General features: G+C 35.2%; 9 protein-coding genes and 1 pseudogene. 4 read left to right on the forward strand and 6 right to left on the reverse strand.

Going from position 1 to position 15,642, the window contains the following annotated elements:
* Nucleotides 1-25: 25 nt before the first annotated feature.
* Entirely contained in the window at nt 26-307 is a 282-nt protein-coding gene (locus tag ONI09_RS04625) for a co-chaperone GroES (protein WP_173862895.1), read from the forward strand.
* A gap of 100 nt (nt 308-407) precedes the next feature.
* Nucleotides 408-2,057 carry a chaperonin GroEL gene (groL, locus tag ONI09_RS04630; protein WP_010962503.1) on the forward strand — a complete coding sequence of 550 codons (1,650 nt, stop codon included), beginning with the start codon at nt 408-410 and terminating at the stop codon, nt 2,055-2,057.
* A 595-nt stretch (nt 2,058-2,652) separates the two neighbouring features.
* Here the strand turns inward: groL and ONI09_RS04635 are convergent.
* The 6 genes and pseudogenes from ONI09_RS04635 to ONI09_RS07105 form a co-directional block, all read right to left on the reverse strand.
* Complete coding sequence (locus ONI09_RS04635; RefSeq protein ID WP_265013820.1) at nt 2,653-5,742, reverse strand: DUF3971 domain-containing protein; 3,090 nt, start codon at nt 5,740-5,742, stop codon at nt 2,653-2,655.
* Nucleotides 5,735-6,172 carry a ribonuclease HI gene (rnhA, locus tag ONI09_RS04640; protein ID WP_077188167.1) on the reverse strand — a complete coding sequence of 146 codons (438 nt, stop codon included), beginning with the start codon at nt 6,170-6,172 and terminating at the stop codon, nt 5,735-5,737. The genes ONI09_RS04635 and rnhA overlap by 8 nt, the downstream gene beginning before the upstream one ends.
* A 175-nt stretch (nt 6,173-6,347) precedes the next feature.
* Nucleotides 6,348-7,235 carry a heme o synthase gene (locus ONI09_RS04645; RefSeq protein ID WP_265013821.1) on the reverse strand — a complete coding sequence of 296 codons (888 nt, stop codon included), beginning with the start codon at nt 7,233-7,235 and terminating at the stop codon, nt 6,348-6,350.
* Between the two features lies 1 nt (nt 7,236).
* A complete protein-coding gene (gene ctaD, locus ONI09_RS04650) occupies nt 7,237-8,787 on the reverse strand; it encodes a cytochrome c oxidase subunit I (RefSeq protein ID WP_265013822.1) in 1,551 nt (516 codons plus the stop codon).
* 15 nt (nt 8,788-8,802) lie between these two features.
* Nucleotides 8,803-9,567: a cytochrome c oxidase subunit II gene (gene coxB / locus ONI09_RS04655; protein WP_182320018.1), complete on the reverse strand. Its 765-nt coding sequence runs from the start codon at nt 9,565-9,567 to the stop codon at nt 8,803-8,805.
* 1,193 nt (nt 9,568-10,760) lie between these two features.
* Nucleotides 10,761-11,853: pseudogene (locus tag ONI09_RS07105) on the reverse strand (IS3 family transposase).
* A 1,223-nt stretch (nt 11,854-13,076) separates the two neighbouring features.
* On the opposite strand from ONI09_RS07105, the gene ltrA reads away from it, so the two are divergent.
* Together ltrA and ONI09_RS04685 are read left to right on the forward strand one after the other, a co-directional pair.
* Nucleotides 13,077-14,552 carry a group II intron reverse transcriptase/maturase gene (ltrA, locus tag ONI09_RS04680; RefSeq protein WP_265013824.1) on the forward strand — a complete coding sequence of 492 codons (1,476 nt, stop codon included), beginning with the start codon at nt 13,077-13,079 and terminating at the stop codon, nt 14,550-14,552.
* A 145-nt stretch (nt 14,553-14,697) separates the two neighbouring features.
* Complete coding sequence (locus ONI09_RS04685; protein WP_265013825.1) at nt 14,698-15,639, forward strand: Rpn family recombination-promoting nuclease/putative transposase; 942 nt, start codon at nt 14,698-14,700, stop codon at nt 15,637-15,639.
* Nucleotides 15,640-15,642 lie beyond the last annotated feature (3 nt).

The raw sequence follows: 15,642 nt of genomic DNA on the forward strand, positions 1-15,642 counted from the left end.
TGATGAGGAAAAACAAATGTCAAGTATAAGTTTAAATGTATTAGATGATAGCGTGCTGATCAAGCCTATTAGCGAAGAAAAGCAAGGTGGAATTGTGCTTCCATCAAGTGCTGAAAAGAAACCTACTAAAGGTGAAGTTATAGCAATTGGTGAAGGTTCACGCAATTCAAGTGGCGAACGCGTAACTTTAACTGTGAAAGCTGGTGATAAAGTGTTCTATCGCCAATGGGCTGGTACAGAAATAGAACATAATAATGAGAAGCTTATCGTGATGAAAGAGTCCGATATACTTGCTGTCATTAAGTAGCAGTCTTTATTTTACTAAACTGAAACAAAGCGCAACATAGCGCATTGTAAATGATTTTATTATAGTTTTCTAAATTTTTTATTAACAAGAGGTGATAAAAATGACTAATGTAGTAGTATCAGGTGAGCAGTTGCAAGAAGCCTTTCGTGAAGTTGCAGCAATAGTAGATTCAACGGTAGCAATAACTGCAGGACCTAGAGGAAAAACAGTAGGGATTAATAAGCCCTATGGAGCACCAGAAATCACAAAAGATGGTTATAAGGTGATGAAGGGTATCAAGCCTGAAAAACCATTAAACGCTGCGATAGCAAGCATCTTTGCACAAAGTTGTTCTCAATGTAACGACAAAGTTGGTGATGGTACAACAACGTGCTCAATACTAACTAGCAACATGATAATGGAAGCTTCAAAATCAATTGCTGCTGGAAACGATCGTGTTGGTATTAAAAACGGAATACAGAAGGCAAAAGATGTAATATTAAAGGAAATTGCGTCAATGTCTCGTACAATTTCTCTAGAGAAAATAGACGAAGTGGCACAAGTTGCAATAATCTCTGCAAATGGTGATAAGGATATAGGTAACAGTATCGCTGATTCCGTGAAAAAAGTTGGAAAAGAGGGTGTAATAACTGTTGAAGAGAGTAAAGGTTCAAAAGAGTTAGAAGTTGAGCTGACTACTGGCATGCAATTTGATCGCGGTTATCTCTCTCCGTATTTTATTACAAATAATGAAAAAATGATCGTGGAGCTTGATAATCCTTATCTATTAATTACAGAGAAAAAATTAAATATTATTCAACCTTTACTTCCTATTCTTGAAGCTATTGTTAAATCTGGTAAACCTTTGGTTATTATTGCAGAGGATATCGAAGGTGAAGCATTAAGCACTTTAGTTATCAATAAATTGCGTGGTGGTTTAAAAGTTGCTGCAGTAAAAGCTCCAGGTTTTGGTGACAGAAGAAAGGAGATGCTCGAAGACATAGCAACTTTAACTGGTGCTAAGTACGTCATAAAAGATGAACTTGGAATCAAGATGGAAGATCTCACGCTTGATGATCTTGGTACGGCTAAAAATGTTAAAATTACTAAAGATAATACCACAGTTGTCAGCGAAAATAGCGATTCTGACAGTGTGAAAGCTAGAATCGAGCAGATTAAATCTCAAATTGAAACTTCAACTTCTGATTATGATAAAGAAAAGCTAAGAGAACGTTTAGCGAAATTATCAGGTGGCGTTGCTGTGCTCAAAGTTGGTGGAGCAACTGAAGTGGAAGTTAAAGAACGTAGAGATAGAGTCGAAGATGCGCTGCATGCAACAAGAGCTGCAATTGAAGAAGGTATAGTTCCAGGTGGTGGGGTTGCGCTTCTTTATGCTTCATCTGTTCTCGACAAATTAAAAGGTGCAAGTGACGAGGAACAAATAGGCATAAACATTATCAAGAAAGTTCTCAGTGCTCCAATTAGAAGGTTAGTCAAAAATGCTGGTCTTGAATCTGCTGTTATAATTGACTATTTGATTAAGCAGAATGATAAAGAGCTTATATACAACGTTGAGGCTATGAATTATGCTAATGCGTTTACAGCTGGTGTGATTGATCCAGCAAAAGTGGTGCGTATTGCTTTTGAAACAGCGGTATCTGTTGCGAGTGTGCTGATAACTACTGAATCTATGATAGTTGATGTACCAAGCAAAGAAAATGCTTCATCTCCTATGGGTGCAGGAGAAATGAGTGGCATGGGTGGATTCTAAGTAGAATGAAACCGTGGAGCAATTGCTCCACGGTAGTTCCAAAAAATCTCACATTTTACTATTCGTTAAAGGTAATACGTTTGGTGCAGAAATGCACTACTGTTTGCATCCGTTTCACTCCTTTATATTGTGGTTGTCTAATAACAAAAAGGCAGCATAAGAAAACTATAACCCCTAGTATATTTATACTATAGCTGACCCAAGCAACACGTCATACCGCGATTCATTCCACAACTGTACGAACATTACAATATGGCACATAGTAAACGATGTCATGAAAGTATCTGACACTGGAATGACACCCTTTTGGATGGAAACCAGTGTCACGCACTGGCATGACACCCATTTGTTCCTATAGTTGTCTTTTCTCGTCTACCTTATTTTGCCACTCTGCTGAACAGATACAATTTACAACCACCCCCCTACCCTTTTTAGTTGTTCAGCAAATATAGAGAGGCTAAAGGGAGTGGCATTACTTAAATAATTAGATGAAAAATTAGGTGGATCATTCTGAAATTCTTGCATTTTTGTCTATAATTTTGTTAAATAATTTCCCTTTTGGTCATATCGAACCAAATTTTTTTTTCATACCACTTTAATTGCTGACAATAGCCTTATTAGTTTTTGTCATAATGTGATCAAACACTCCCAATAACCTCTTTAATAGGTTTGGAGTTAGCGAAGAGATAAGATCAACAGATACGTTATTGTTTTTGTCATCACCACTTGCTTTATAGTCTATTGAAACGATTCCCCTACTTTTCCCACCAGTAAGAAGTTTTCCAATTATAGGAATTTTTAACAAAGATTTATTAATTGAATATGCTGGTATTACTTGTCCTGCAACCTGGAATTTATAATTTCTAATATCGAGCTTACCACCAGTGCTAATACCTAACTCCGCCCCTTCAAGCCAAGATTCTTCAATTTCAATAGTGCCATCTTTGTATGAAAAAGGTGCATTACATTTGTAAAAGTATACACCTTCATTTTTTATGGCATTTACAATGCCAGGCAATGAAGACATCGACAATAAAGTAGTAAGTAGTGGAGCATCTTTGATGTAGAAATTGCTAATGGATAACGTACCATAATGTTCTCCACTTTCTCTCTGAGGAGAGAGATAAAAAGACAATTTGCCGTTTTTAATTGATTTACTAATGCCTAAGGAACGCAAAAGCATACCTGAATTATCCGCATATATTTCGATCCCTATTCCACTGTATTCTGCTAGTATGTTGCTGCTATCTTCCAGAAACTGCCCTGTAAATTGACTTCCATTGCAATTACCTTTAGTACAGGTTACATTCAGCTTAGCATTTTTGATAACGATGCCTTCTTTCATAATTACATTGTCAACATTCATACTAATCTCTATATCTTTATTTAATCCATTACTGTTTTTGCCAAGCAAGCCTAAAATATCACTTAAGTTAATTTCCTCACCATAAATAGTTATGGCATTTTTCTCCTTACCTGATTCAATTTCTATACTAAAATCATTATCAGGCAATTTAAAGCTACTAGAATTTAAATATAAATTTCCATTTTCTACTCTTCCGCTGAATTTTATATCTAGGTCATTTCCTACAATGTCTAATTTATCTACTAACAATTCACCTGCTCCTTTTAACCTTGTAGAAAACAAAATTTTATTGTGATCTTCAAAGCGATTTTTCCACCCTAAGTAGCTTGAATGTGATTCAAATTCTGATAAATCTATATCACCATTAACATACCCCGTCTTATCTTGATTTATCACTGACTCTAAATTTGCACTGACATAGCCACTATCAAAATTAAATATTTGAGCAGGTAAATCTCCGGTCAAATTCCAGGCGAAACTTTCATTCCTATTGCTACTTTTCAGGTCAAATAATAGCTGTGTGTTATTCACCATACCACTACCATTTAAATCTATAAAGTCACTGCCAAAACTAAGCTTAACATCATATTTACCAAGACTTGCATTATAGACGGCCAAATTGTCAATTTCGGAATGAAAATTGGCCGAAAAATCTACTTTTTTGTCATCAGCATTTAGATTAAAAATGCGAAAATTAAATACGGATTTTGCCATTCCACTTACTTTATCCCTTTCAACCTTCACCACATCATCCAGCTTAAATTTTATAGGCTCATATAAACCATAAGCATCACTTACAGCTTGGCCATTAATGGTTAGAACTGAATTTTCCTTATTGAGAGATTTCATTGCAATATCACCACCATTAACAGTGAAATTCTGAAACTTAGCGCTATTTACAGTAATTTCAAGATCGTTATTCTTGATGATCAAATCACCCTTTAATTCCTTTACTTGCTCAAAATCTTCATCAAATTTTACGCTACCGTTTTCTATATCAGCAACAATTACAATGTCTGACAGATCGTCATCAACCAAATTGTTAATTTTGCCATTGAAACTTACAATGGTATTTAAAACATCCCCTTCGATATTATCACAATACCAGCTTTTAAATTTACTATTTACTACACTATCTGGTATATAAGTACATAAATCCTTTGCAGCAAACTTACTAATATTAATTCTAAGCAAAGCATGACTTGTACTAAAGTTCATTTTGCCTATTAAAGAGAGATACGTGTCATTTAACTTAAAATGGAAGTTTTTTACACTAATAATTCCATTACTATATGTTAAATTTATATTTACATTAATTAAGGCCAAATTTTTGTTCAAATAATTTTCTGTATTTAATACGTATATATTTCCATCTACAATTTCATCCTTTTTATTAATTTTCACTGAGAAGCTTCCTTTGAATCCTATATTTTTGTCCAAATTGTAGCTTTTAACTAATGTAGAAAACTTGCTCAATAGTCCCAATTTTAGATCATAAAATGTCCCGTACACATTTAGCAAATTGTTGCGATTTTTTATCGTAATTGATAAATCATCCAAAAATCCCTTTCCATCTTTTGTATTCACATGAATATCTAAAACATTAAAATCTTCCCCCTTCCCTATATATAATTTATCAATAAAAAATTCATCTTCTGTGCTTTTATCAATAGCGATGTTAGTAAATTCAATTTTTGAATCCGCATTTAAGTCAAAAAAAAATTCCCTTATTGTTTTTAATAGATTTTTTGCACTGCTTTCTGTCATCTTGAAATTCTTCCCTGTCATCCCAGTATCTTTTTTTCCTGTCATCCCAGTGCTTGACACTGGGATCCAGGTTTCTTTTTTTCTAGATTCCAGCGTCACACACTGGAATGACACCGAAGGAAGACGGTTATTACTTAAATAATGATTATCCAAAAGGTCTAATGAGTTTTGCGGATTAACATTAGTTTCTTCTCTCTTGATATATACATGCACATTATCAGCTGAAACCTGAGAGAGATTTGTGCTAACTTTAAATAAGGAACTTAACTTAAAATGTACAAAAAGCTCAGGAACTTTTATAGTAAAATTAGGATTTGCTATTGCCAAATCTGTAATGACTAAATACGGATCTTTACTACCTTTCTGCCAAACAACTGAGGTATTCTCCATATTAACGCTTGAGCCAACAAATATCTTTGATATTTTATGTTTAACATAAAAATTAATATAATTAATATTGATTTCTAAAGGACTCTCACCCTTAAAAAAGACAAATAAGCAGAATACAAACAATAGAACTATGGAAAGTGATATAGTGATTTTTTTAAGCATCGATTATTGCTTTTCTTGCTAAACTATCAGCCTCCTCATTATACTTATCGCCACTGTGTGCTTTAACCCACTTCCAATCAATTTCGTGTTGTGAAGCAACGTTGTCTAGCTCTTTCCACAATTCCATATTTTTTACTGATTTTTTATTACTTGTTTTCCAGCCATTCATTTTCCACTTGTTTATCCACTCTGTTATGCCATGTTTAACATAAAGACTATCCATATATAAATTAATATTACAAGAAAATTTCAATACTTTCAGCCCATTGATCACCGCTGTTAACTCCATTTTATTGTTTGTGGTATTTTCTTCTCTACCATAAATGTCTTTTCTGTAATCTTGAAATAATATGATAGCTGCCCATCCTCCCGCTCCAGGATTACCAGAACACGCCCCATCCGTATATATTGTCACTTCTTTTTTACTCATCTTTGTTTATATCGGTTAACAAAGTATATAGTTGCTTTTATGAAAGCACAATTTCTAAAGGTAGTTTAAGCTGCACCTTTAAATTTTATTATAGAAACAAAAAAAAGTGTGACAACGAGCATTACCAAAAGGAAAAGGAAAAAATAGTTTTTATGTTTCTGCCGTTCTTTCATAACTAAAATAAATCAATAGAACAAAAAATAATACTGGCAAATAGGGAAAATAGATAAGAAATTGAGTAAGAAAACATTTGTTTCTGTGAGTTGTGGTTCTTGAATCTGAGAATTGATATAGCGTACCAAATAAAGATGCAACCTGCAAAAATTGCCATGCTTAGATAAAGTAAAGCCTTTTTCAAGAATAGAGCTGGAAGCAAGCTAGTTAGCACCAGCAAGACACTATAAATTAATATATATTTTCTTGTTTTTTCCGGACCATAAACAATATTGAACATTGGAATCGATGCCTTTGCATAGTCTTCAGACTTATTTAAAGATAGGGCCCAAAAGTGTGGCGGAGTCCACATAAAAATTACTAAAAATAAAATGAAACTTTCCAAACTGACAGAATTAGTTACAGCTGCCCAGCCAATCATTGGAGGAAAAGCACCTGCTGCACCACCGATAACGATATTCTGCGGAGTACGCCTTTTTAGCCAAATTGTATATACGAAAACGTAAAATAATATGCTAACTGCAAGCAAAGCAGCAGAAATATAATTTACTGCTATTGCCATGATAAATACTGACAATATTCCAAGAGTTATACCAAATTCAAGCGCGCTTTCTGCAGAAACTCTACCTGAAGGTATAGGGCGGTTTTTTGTCCTTTCCATGAGCAGATCTATGTCTTTGTCATACCACATATTTATAGCACCTGCAGATCCTGAGCCAAGAGCAACACATATAAGAGATATTAGTGCTAGAAAAGGGTGCATACTACCTGGTGCAGTAATCATACCAGCAACTGCAGTAAATACCACAAGATACATTATCCTTGGCTTCAGCAAACGCCAAAAATCCAGTATTGTTGATTCAACATTTAGCAAAACACTTGTGTACATTCTATTTTACCACTGGTGGTTTTTCGAAAGTATGAAAAGGCGGTGGTGAAGATACCGTCCATTCCAAGGTGTCACCTCCCCAAGGATTATCTCCAGCTTTCTTGCCCCATTTAAAGAGATGTATAACTATAAACACAAAAAACATAACTGAAACAAAGGACATATACGAACCAATTGAGGATATATAATTCCAAGGGATAAACGCATCAGGATAATCAGGTATACGCCTTGGCATACCAGCTAATCCTAAGAAATGTTGAGGTAAAAAAGTGATATTGGTGCTAATAAAAGTAAGCCAAAAGTGGATTTGACCTAAGCGCTCATTATATTGTTTATCCGACATTTTACCAATCCAATAATAAAAGCCAGCAAAAGCTCCAAATAATGCAGCAAGTGACATGACATAATGGAAGTGAGCAACAACATAATAGGTGTCGTGGAGGAGCTTATCTATTCCACCATGAGAAAGAATTATTCCCGTTATGCCACCGCCAACAAACATAAAAATAAAACCTAGTGCAAATAGCATAGGGGTCTTAAACTCAATTGCTCCACCCCACATAGTTGCAATCCAGCTAAAGACTTTTACACCAGTTATAACACCGATAAAAATTGTGGTAGTGCTAAAAAATGCAGCAGCATCAGCACTAAGCCCAACAGTGAACATATGATGAGCCCAAACCATAAAGCCAAATACTGCTATACCTATCATTGCATAAACCATCCCTATGTAACCAAATACAGGTCTGTGAGAAAAAGTTGATACAACCTGACTTATGATGCCAAATGCAGGAAAAATAATTACGTAAACTTCTGGATGACCAAAAAACCAAAATAGATGTTGAAATAACACAGGATCGCCACCACCGGCAGGATCAAAAAAGGAAGTGCCAATATTGCGATCAGTAAGAAGCATAGTTATAGCACCGGCAAGCACTGGTAAAGCAACAATCAACATAAATGCTGTTAGCAAGACAGACCAAACAAACAGTGGCATCTTAGTTAATGACATGCCTTTTGCGCGCATGTTAAATATAGTAACTATAAAGTTGATCGCCCCAACAATTGACGACATACCAGCAACATGAAGTGCAAGTATAGCAAGGTCAACTCCTGCACTTGGATGGGACATTACCTGTGATAAAGGTGGATATAAAGTCCAACCTGTACCTGGACCTTCACCAATAAACACTGAGAGAATGAGCAAAATAAAAGATGACACTAATAACCAAAAACTTAAATTATTCATACGAGGAAATGCCATATCTGGTGCGCCAATCATGAGAGGTACAAACCAATTACCAAATCCTCCCATTAAGGCTGGCATTATCATAAAAAACACCATTATCAACGCATGCCCTGTAACCATTACGTTATATAATTGATAATTATTGTTAAGTATATTAATGTGCATTAGCTGAGTGCGAATAATCACCGATAATAATCCACCAATAATTCCAGCTAATATGGAAAAAATAATGTACAGTGTCCCTATGTCTTTATGATTAGTGGAAAACAACCAACGCTTTATGCCCTTTGGTACGTCACTCATATCTATACTCCAAATTTAACTCACTAATTTTCTATTTTCAATCCACTTATTAAAATCTTCTTTGCTTACTGCTTCAACAACAATTGGCATAAATCCATGGCCTTGACCACACAATTCGTAGCACTGCCCGTAATAAACACCAGGCTTTTTGATATTAAACCACGCCTCATTCAGCCTACCTGGTATCGCATCAATTTTTACACCAAAAGCCGGTACTCCCCAGCTGTGTATCACATCTCCTGCTGTAACTTGTAAACGAACGTTAGCATTAACGGGTAAAATGATGTTGTTATCAACAGAGAATAGCTTTAAATCTCCTTCGATAAAGTCTTCTTTTCCCTTAATATAACTATCAAATGACACACCTTGATATTCTGGATATTGGTAGCTCCAATACCATTGATGGCCAATAACTTTTAGTGTTATGTCAGCTTTCGGTATTTCTTCCTGTAGCTTCAGTAATTTAGCGTTTTCAAAGGCTAATATTCCAACAATGATAGTTGGTATAACAAACCAAATAATTTCTAAAGGAACACTATGGGTAGTTTTACTTATGTTTGTTACTTTGCTTTTACGAAAGCGAAACGCTATATAAGCAAGCAGCGCCCACACAAAAAGCATTATTGTAACCATCACAAGCATCACAAACGAATGTGACCTAACTACAGCCTCCATTACTTCAGTTGCAGGAGCAGGAAATCCAAATTGCCAGGAAGTAGGAGCAGAGGCAACAGATATATTTGAGTAAAATATTATCAATAGTGCAAATAACTTCACCATATCTTTTGTTTGTTTGCTATAAAACTAAGTGATATACTGTATAATAGTATATATAAACTTACTATGCAAATAGAGATTAGTGATGGTTAATAATTTTTTAGCATTCAACAAGTATAATAGTACAATACTAATTTGAGGAAAAAAGCATTTACATAAATCTATTGTAAGTAAAAATATTATAATATTTTAAATTAAGTATTTACTTTAAGTAAATTCTATAATAAGTTTAATAGTGTCTGTTACTGCTAATAACCCTCTAGCCTCACACCTAAAAGCAGTAACAGACACTATTAAATTTTATGATAAGTTTATGATTTGCAAGATCAAAATCTTGCAAGTGTCTTTATTTCATTATACATTGCAGTTTGTTAATTAACTTTTAATGCCTATGGTGGCATTTACAGCTTGGACCAAAGGTTTATGTATTATAGAAAATAATTATAAAAAAAACACACTATTTGTATACCATACAAACTTTTTTTATTCTGCATAGCTGAGTTACTAGATTCTGTAAACGAAATCTTTAGAGAAGCCAAATGGGCAAAGTTTCATGAAGGTCTTTGGCATCTCTTAGCATAGATCCCTTACTTAACCATCATACCGCGATTCATTCGCAGTATCTCAAAGCATAGATCCCGCTAACACGTAGCGGGATGACGATTGTCGTTTAGCCATAAACATTAAGAAATTTACCAAATAAAAAAAAGGCAAAAGAAGCCCTGGGGTTATTATCCGCTTTAAAATATTGGCGTTTTTTATGTTTTAAACGCTTGACAAGCGAAATTCAGCTGCTTTTAATTGCAACTAACCTACGCTGCAAATGTTTAAGAAATTTACTAAGCAGAAAAAAAGACAAAGAATCCCCGAGTTAGCTAGTCTTTTACTATCTCTGTCGAGTATTGGCATTTTTTGATGTCTTGTAACGCTTTATAAGCGCGTTTCGGCTTATATAGGTAAAAACCCAGAAATTTTTAAAGACATGCGATGCACGTAGTGCGAAAAATTAAACATGAGACGCCAAATACCCTAAGTTTGACTCGCGACATAATGTTGAACATTTTTTTTTGCATTTCCAGAGCAAGTTCTTGAAACCTAAGCATTATATGTACATCATCATGATCAATTCTAATGCATCTAACTAATGCTATGATGACCTTACCCAGAAAAAGTGGAGAGAAAGTGTGGAATGTTTTTTACAAAAAGAATGATGCATCAAATTGTTCTGGAATGCAATAGTTAATAGTGACGTTGTTTGTTATAAAAAATTTCTATATATTCAAATATAGCAGTTTTGATATGCTGTTTAGAGTGCCGAGAGGTGTCTATTGGTAACTCCCTTTTTAGAGAACTGAAGAAGCTTTCCACAACAGAATTGTCGTAACAACAACCTTTATGACTCATCTATGTTTTTTATGGATAAGAGATATTGATAACCTTGCGAAGTATATTGTGAACCTTGATCACTATGTAATAGTAGATTTTTGGCAGGTTTACGCTTGTTAACGGCCATTAATAAAGAGTTCATAACCAATTGTTTATTTATTGCACTACTCATTAACTACCATACGTGAGAATTATTGCTGCCAAATATAGCCATCCCTCCTTGGTTTTGATGTAAGTAATCCCATACTTTATTTGGTTGATCAACAATAAAGTTTTGATCTAGTATATTGGGAGCTACAGTTCTATTATCTGTTTGTTGTTTTTTAATTTTAAACTTTCTTTTCAGTATAGCCCTGATGTCATTTTTCTGCATAATACTTTGCACTGTTTTTAAGTTGCAACTTTTACCCAAAGCCTTTAATTCAGCATGAATTTTAGGAGCTCCATATCTACATTTAGAAGCTTGATATATTTTTTGAATATCTGCTAATAACTCTTTATTTGCTGATTCTCTACTGCTTATTTTCCTTGTAGTCCACTTATAGTAGCCACTAGCAGAAAACCCTACATAATTCCTGCACTTTATAGTGTTTACTATGCTCTTTTATGAAAAAATATTTTACTCTTTTTGACTGGCCAGGGCTTTTTTTAAAATGTCTCTTTCTCTTGTTACTTTTGCTAACTCTTTCTGTAAATCAAATCTCTCTTTGTCATAAGGTGCTACATCTGGAAATGCATTTGCCGCTGACTTTTTTCGTTATATTTCTTCATCCATTTTCCTAATACACTATCCCTTATTCCTAGATCTCTTGCTACTTTTGCAACTGGTTGACCTACCTTTCTTTGTTCATTTGCCAGCTTAACAGATTCCAATTTAAATTCTGCCGTATATTCTCTTGCCATTTCTAATCCTCCAAAATTTTATTTTACCCGAAAAAACTCCTTTCTTTCTCTCCACTTTTTCTGGGTAAGGTCACTATTTCTTTTTTACGATCTTTACTTTTATTCTTATTGTTCATATAATATACCCTTCACTAATAATAAATTATTTTTAAATGTTTACTGTTATTTTCTTAGCAGTATTGGCATAAAGCCATAGCTTTTGGGTGAAGTCAAATCAAATTTTCAATTTTTTTTATTTATTTTTTTATGAAAAGGTAGAAGATATTAATAGCTGCTAATTTCTTTAAACGATGTTGTCGTAGATTCGTATTTTTATACACCAAAAAGGGTATCTTTGATGTCTCCTACAGCTCCAAACTCATAGCATCCATTTGCCAGCCTTTTAAAGCGCTTTATAGAAGGGTTGATAATAAAAAGGACGTCTAAGGTGCGTAGTAGCATTCTAAAGCCATCTATGGGAGACATTTTTTTCATCAACGCATTCAAAACTTAAAAAAATAAAAAACTTGAACATTTCTTCAGAATTGTGTATAATTATTAATGCTTTTTAGGTTGATTTCTTATGACTTTTTCTAAGTTTCTTGATCCCAAAAATGATGTATCGTTTGTGCGACGTGAAAAGTCGCTTATTAAATTGTTTCGCAGGTCACCCTGACTAAACCGAGTGTTTTGCCGCTCGTACCCTACTAGACTGTACAAAAGCAGTAATGCTTTGTGCAAAGCGTTTAGGACAATGAACCCGCCTGAAAAGGAGAAGTTCGGTCTGCGAAGAAAGAACAATGCTATAAGTGTCGAGTTGGCACGGGGGCTAGGGTTAATGGTATGGATAGCGCAAGCAAATGATCCTAAGCATCGTTACGTCGAACAAGCCAAAGACACTGATAGGCTTGAACCAAAAGGTAAGTAGACTGGTTATCAAACTGAACGCATTTGATACGCAAACATCAAGGTCACCGGTGTAGAGATCAATCCTAACCCGTTGTTGTTTAATAGGTGGAACAAGGAAACCCCATATATCTCTGAGTACCAATATTGGATATTCAGTAAGGTCGATCGTGAGAAAGGCTTATGGGTATGTGGGATTGGGAGTGTGGAAAAAGTGAACGCTCATCTGTAATGGATGTGATACAGGTTTAACGTTACCTGGCTCGAAAGAGAACTGACGTCCACAATGGTCATCTTGGACAAGATTGTTTGTAAAACTTTTAAAGAGAGGAAAGCAGATGGTTACAGGTAAAATTGTAAGTGCACCTTTCGGTACTGCCGAGCACTGGAACCAAATTAATTGGTCTCAATGTAAGAAAAAAACCAGGAAGCTACAAGCTCGTATTGTTCAGGCAACAAAAGATGGGAGATGGAATAAAGTGAAAACTTTACAACATCTTCTCACACGTAGTTTTAGTGCTAAAGCATTAGCAGTGAAACGCGTAACTTCGAACAAAGGAAAATACACGGCTGGTGTTGATAATCAGTTGTGGCAAAGTCCTTCAGCTAAATCTCAAGGAATTGCTAGCCTAAAGCGACGTGGATATCGCTCTCAACCTATGAGACGCATTTATCTAATCAAGCCTGAGGGCGGCAAGCGGCCGATTAGTATTCCAACTATAAAAGATCGTGCGATACAAGCCTTATACCTTATGGGCTTGGACCCTGTTGCAGAAACAATAGGAGACACTCACTCATATGGATTCAGGGTGCATCGTTCAGCAGCAGATGCGGTAAGTCAAATTTTCATAACATTGGCAAGACGTGATGCTCCGCAATGGATTTTAGAGGAGGATATTAAGAAGTGTTTCGATGAAATAGACCACCACTGGTTGAAAAACTCAATTCCAATGGAAAAGAGTATCCTAAATAAATGGTTAAGGTCTGGATTCGTAGAAAGACGAATGCTACATCCCACAATAGCAGGAACTCCACAAGGTGGAATTATATCTCCTGTACTTGCTAATTTAACTCTCGACGGTCTTGATGATGTTTTCAATAAACATTTCGGAAAAAAGGGAACCAAAAAACGCAAGAAATATGGTGTACACATGATCCGCTATGCGGATGATTTTATAGTAACTGGAAAATCGAAAGAAACTCTAGAGACTAAAGTCAAACGGCTTGTAGAGGACTTCCTGAGCCAAAGAGGGCTATCTTTATCGGCAGGAAAGACAAAGATCACACACATAGAACAGGGATTCGATTTTCTCGGTCAGACAGTACGCAAGTACAAAACAAAACTAATCATCAAACCTTCAGAAAAAAGTGTAAACAGACTTCTGAAGCGCATCCGGTACCTAATTCGCAAGAAGAACGCAGAAACCCAAGAAAAAGTAATTGATATGCTTACACCTCAAATTCGAGGATGGGCCAATTACCATCAAGGAATATGTGCGAGAAAAGCTTACGAAAAAGTGGACCATGAGATCTTCAAAGCCTTATGGCACTGGTCAAAACGCAGACATCCTAATAAAGGATTACGTTGGATTAAAGGTAAATACTTTAAAGTCAAGGAGTCTCGAAAATGGTGTTTTGCAGTACTGGCTAAGAATAAAAACATAATTGAATGGAAAGAACTCTTCCAAGCGACAAGTGTACCAATTCGCCGCCATAAGAAAATTAGAGCAGTAGCTAACCCCTATGATAAAGAGTGGTATGCTTACTTTAAAGAACGTCAATCAAAAAAACTCTTCTCTTTGCAAAAATGGTAAGGTATGATTAATGTTAGTTCTAAGAAGGAATTTGATATGTCCAAATATTCGATAAAAACTGTTGCCGTTTCTAAAGAAAAGGACTTAAGGTGGCTCGAGCCGTATGAAGGGAAACTTTCACGTACGGTTCCTAGAGGAGGGTTCGATGGGTAAATATCTTAGTCCATTGAACTCTTACTCTTTCAAGCGTATCTTCGGTACTGAAAAAAATAAAGATATCCTTATTCACTTCCTCAATGATATTCTTGGCTTTACTGGTAAAAATGAAATAAAGGATATAGAGTTTTTAAGTACTATTCAAGACCCTGATATCGCCGCTAAAAAGCAAAGTATTGTTGATGTTCTCTGTAGGGATTCTACAGGTGCTCAATACATTTGCGAGATGCAGGTCGCTAAAACAAAAGGATTTGAAAAACGTGCCCAATACTATGCTGCTAAAGCTTACTCAAGGCAAGCTGATAAAGGTGACCAGTATCATAACCTTAAGGAAATTATCTTCATTGCTATAGCAGATTGTGTACTGTTTCCTAATAAATCTGAGTACAAATCAAAGCATACTATTCGAGATGAAGACACTAATGAGCATGATCTAAAAGATTTCTATTTTATATTTATTGAGTTGCCAAAATTTCCAAATAATAAGGAAGATCAGTTGGAAAATATAGTTGAAAAATGGGTTTATTTTTTTCGATATGCAGACGAAACTAGTGAAGAAGAGCTGGAAAAAATAATAGGTAGTGATGTAATAATTAAAAAGGCCTATGAAGAGCTAAATAGATTTAACTGGTCAGAAAAAGAATTTATTGCCTATGAACAGGAAATAAAACGTATTCTTGATGAACAGGCTGTCCTCGCTCAAAAACTTGATGATGCTAGAGAGGAAGGTAAAGAAGAAGGTAGAGAGGAAGGCATCCTAATTGGACATGAAAAAGGCAGAGAGGAAGGTATTCAAATTGGCGAAGAAAAGGGCGAAAAACAGGCTAAAATAGCAGTGGCTAAAAATTCACTTAAGGCCGGTGTCTCTATTGATGTTATCGCTGAAATTACCGGCCTTTCGATAGATGAAATTCAAAAGTTAAGGAATTAAATT

Source organism: Wolbachia endosymbiont of Drosophila pseudotakahashii, from assembly GCF_026015925.1.
Lineage (GTDB): Bacteria > Pseudomonadota > Alphaproteobacteria > Rickettsiales > Anaplasmataceae > Wolbachia > Wolbachia pipientis.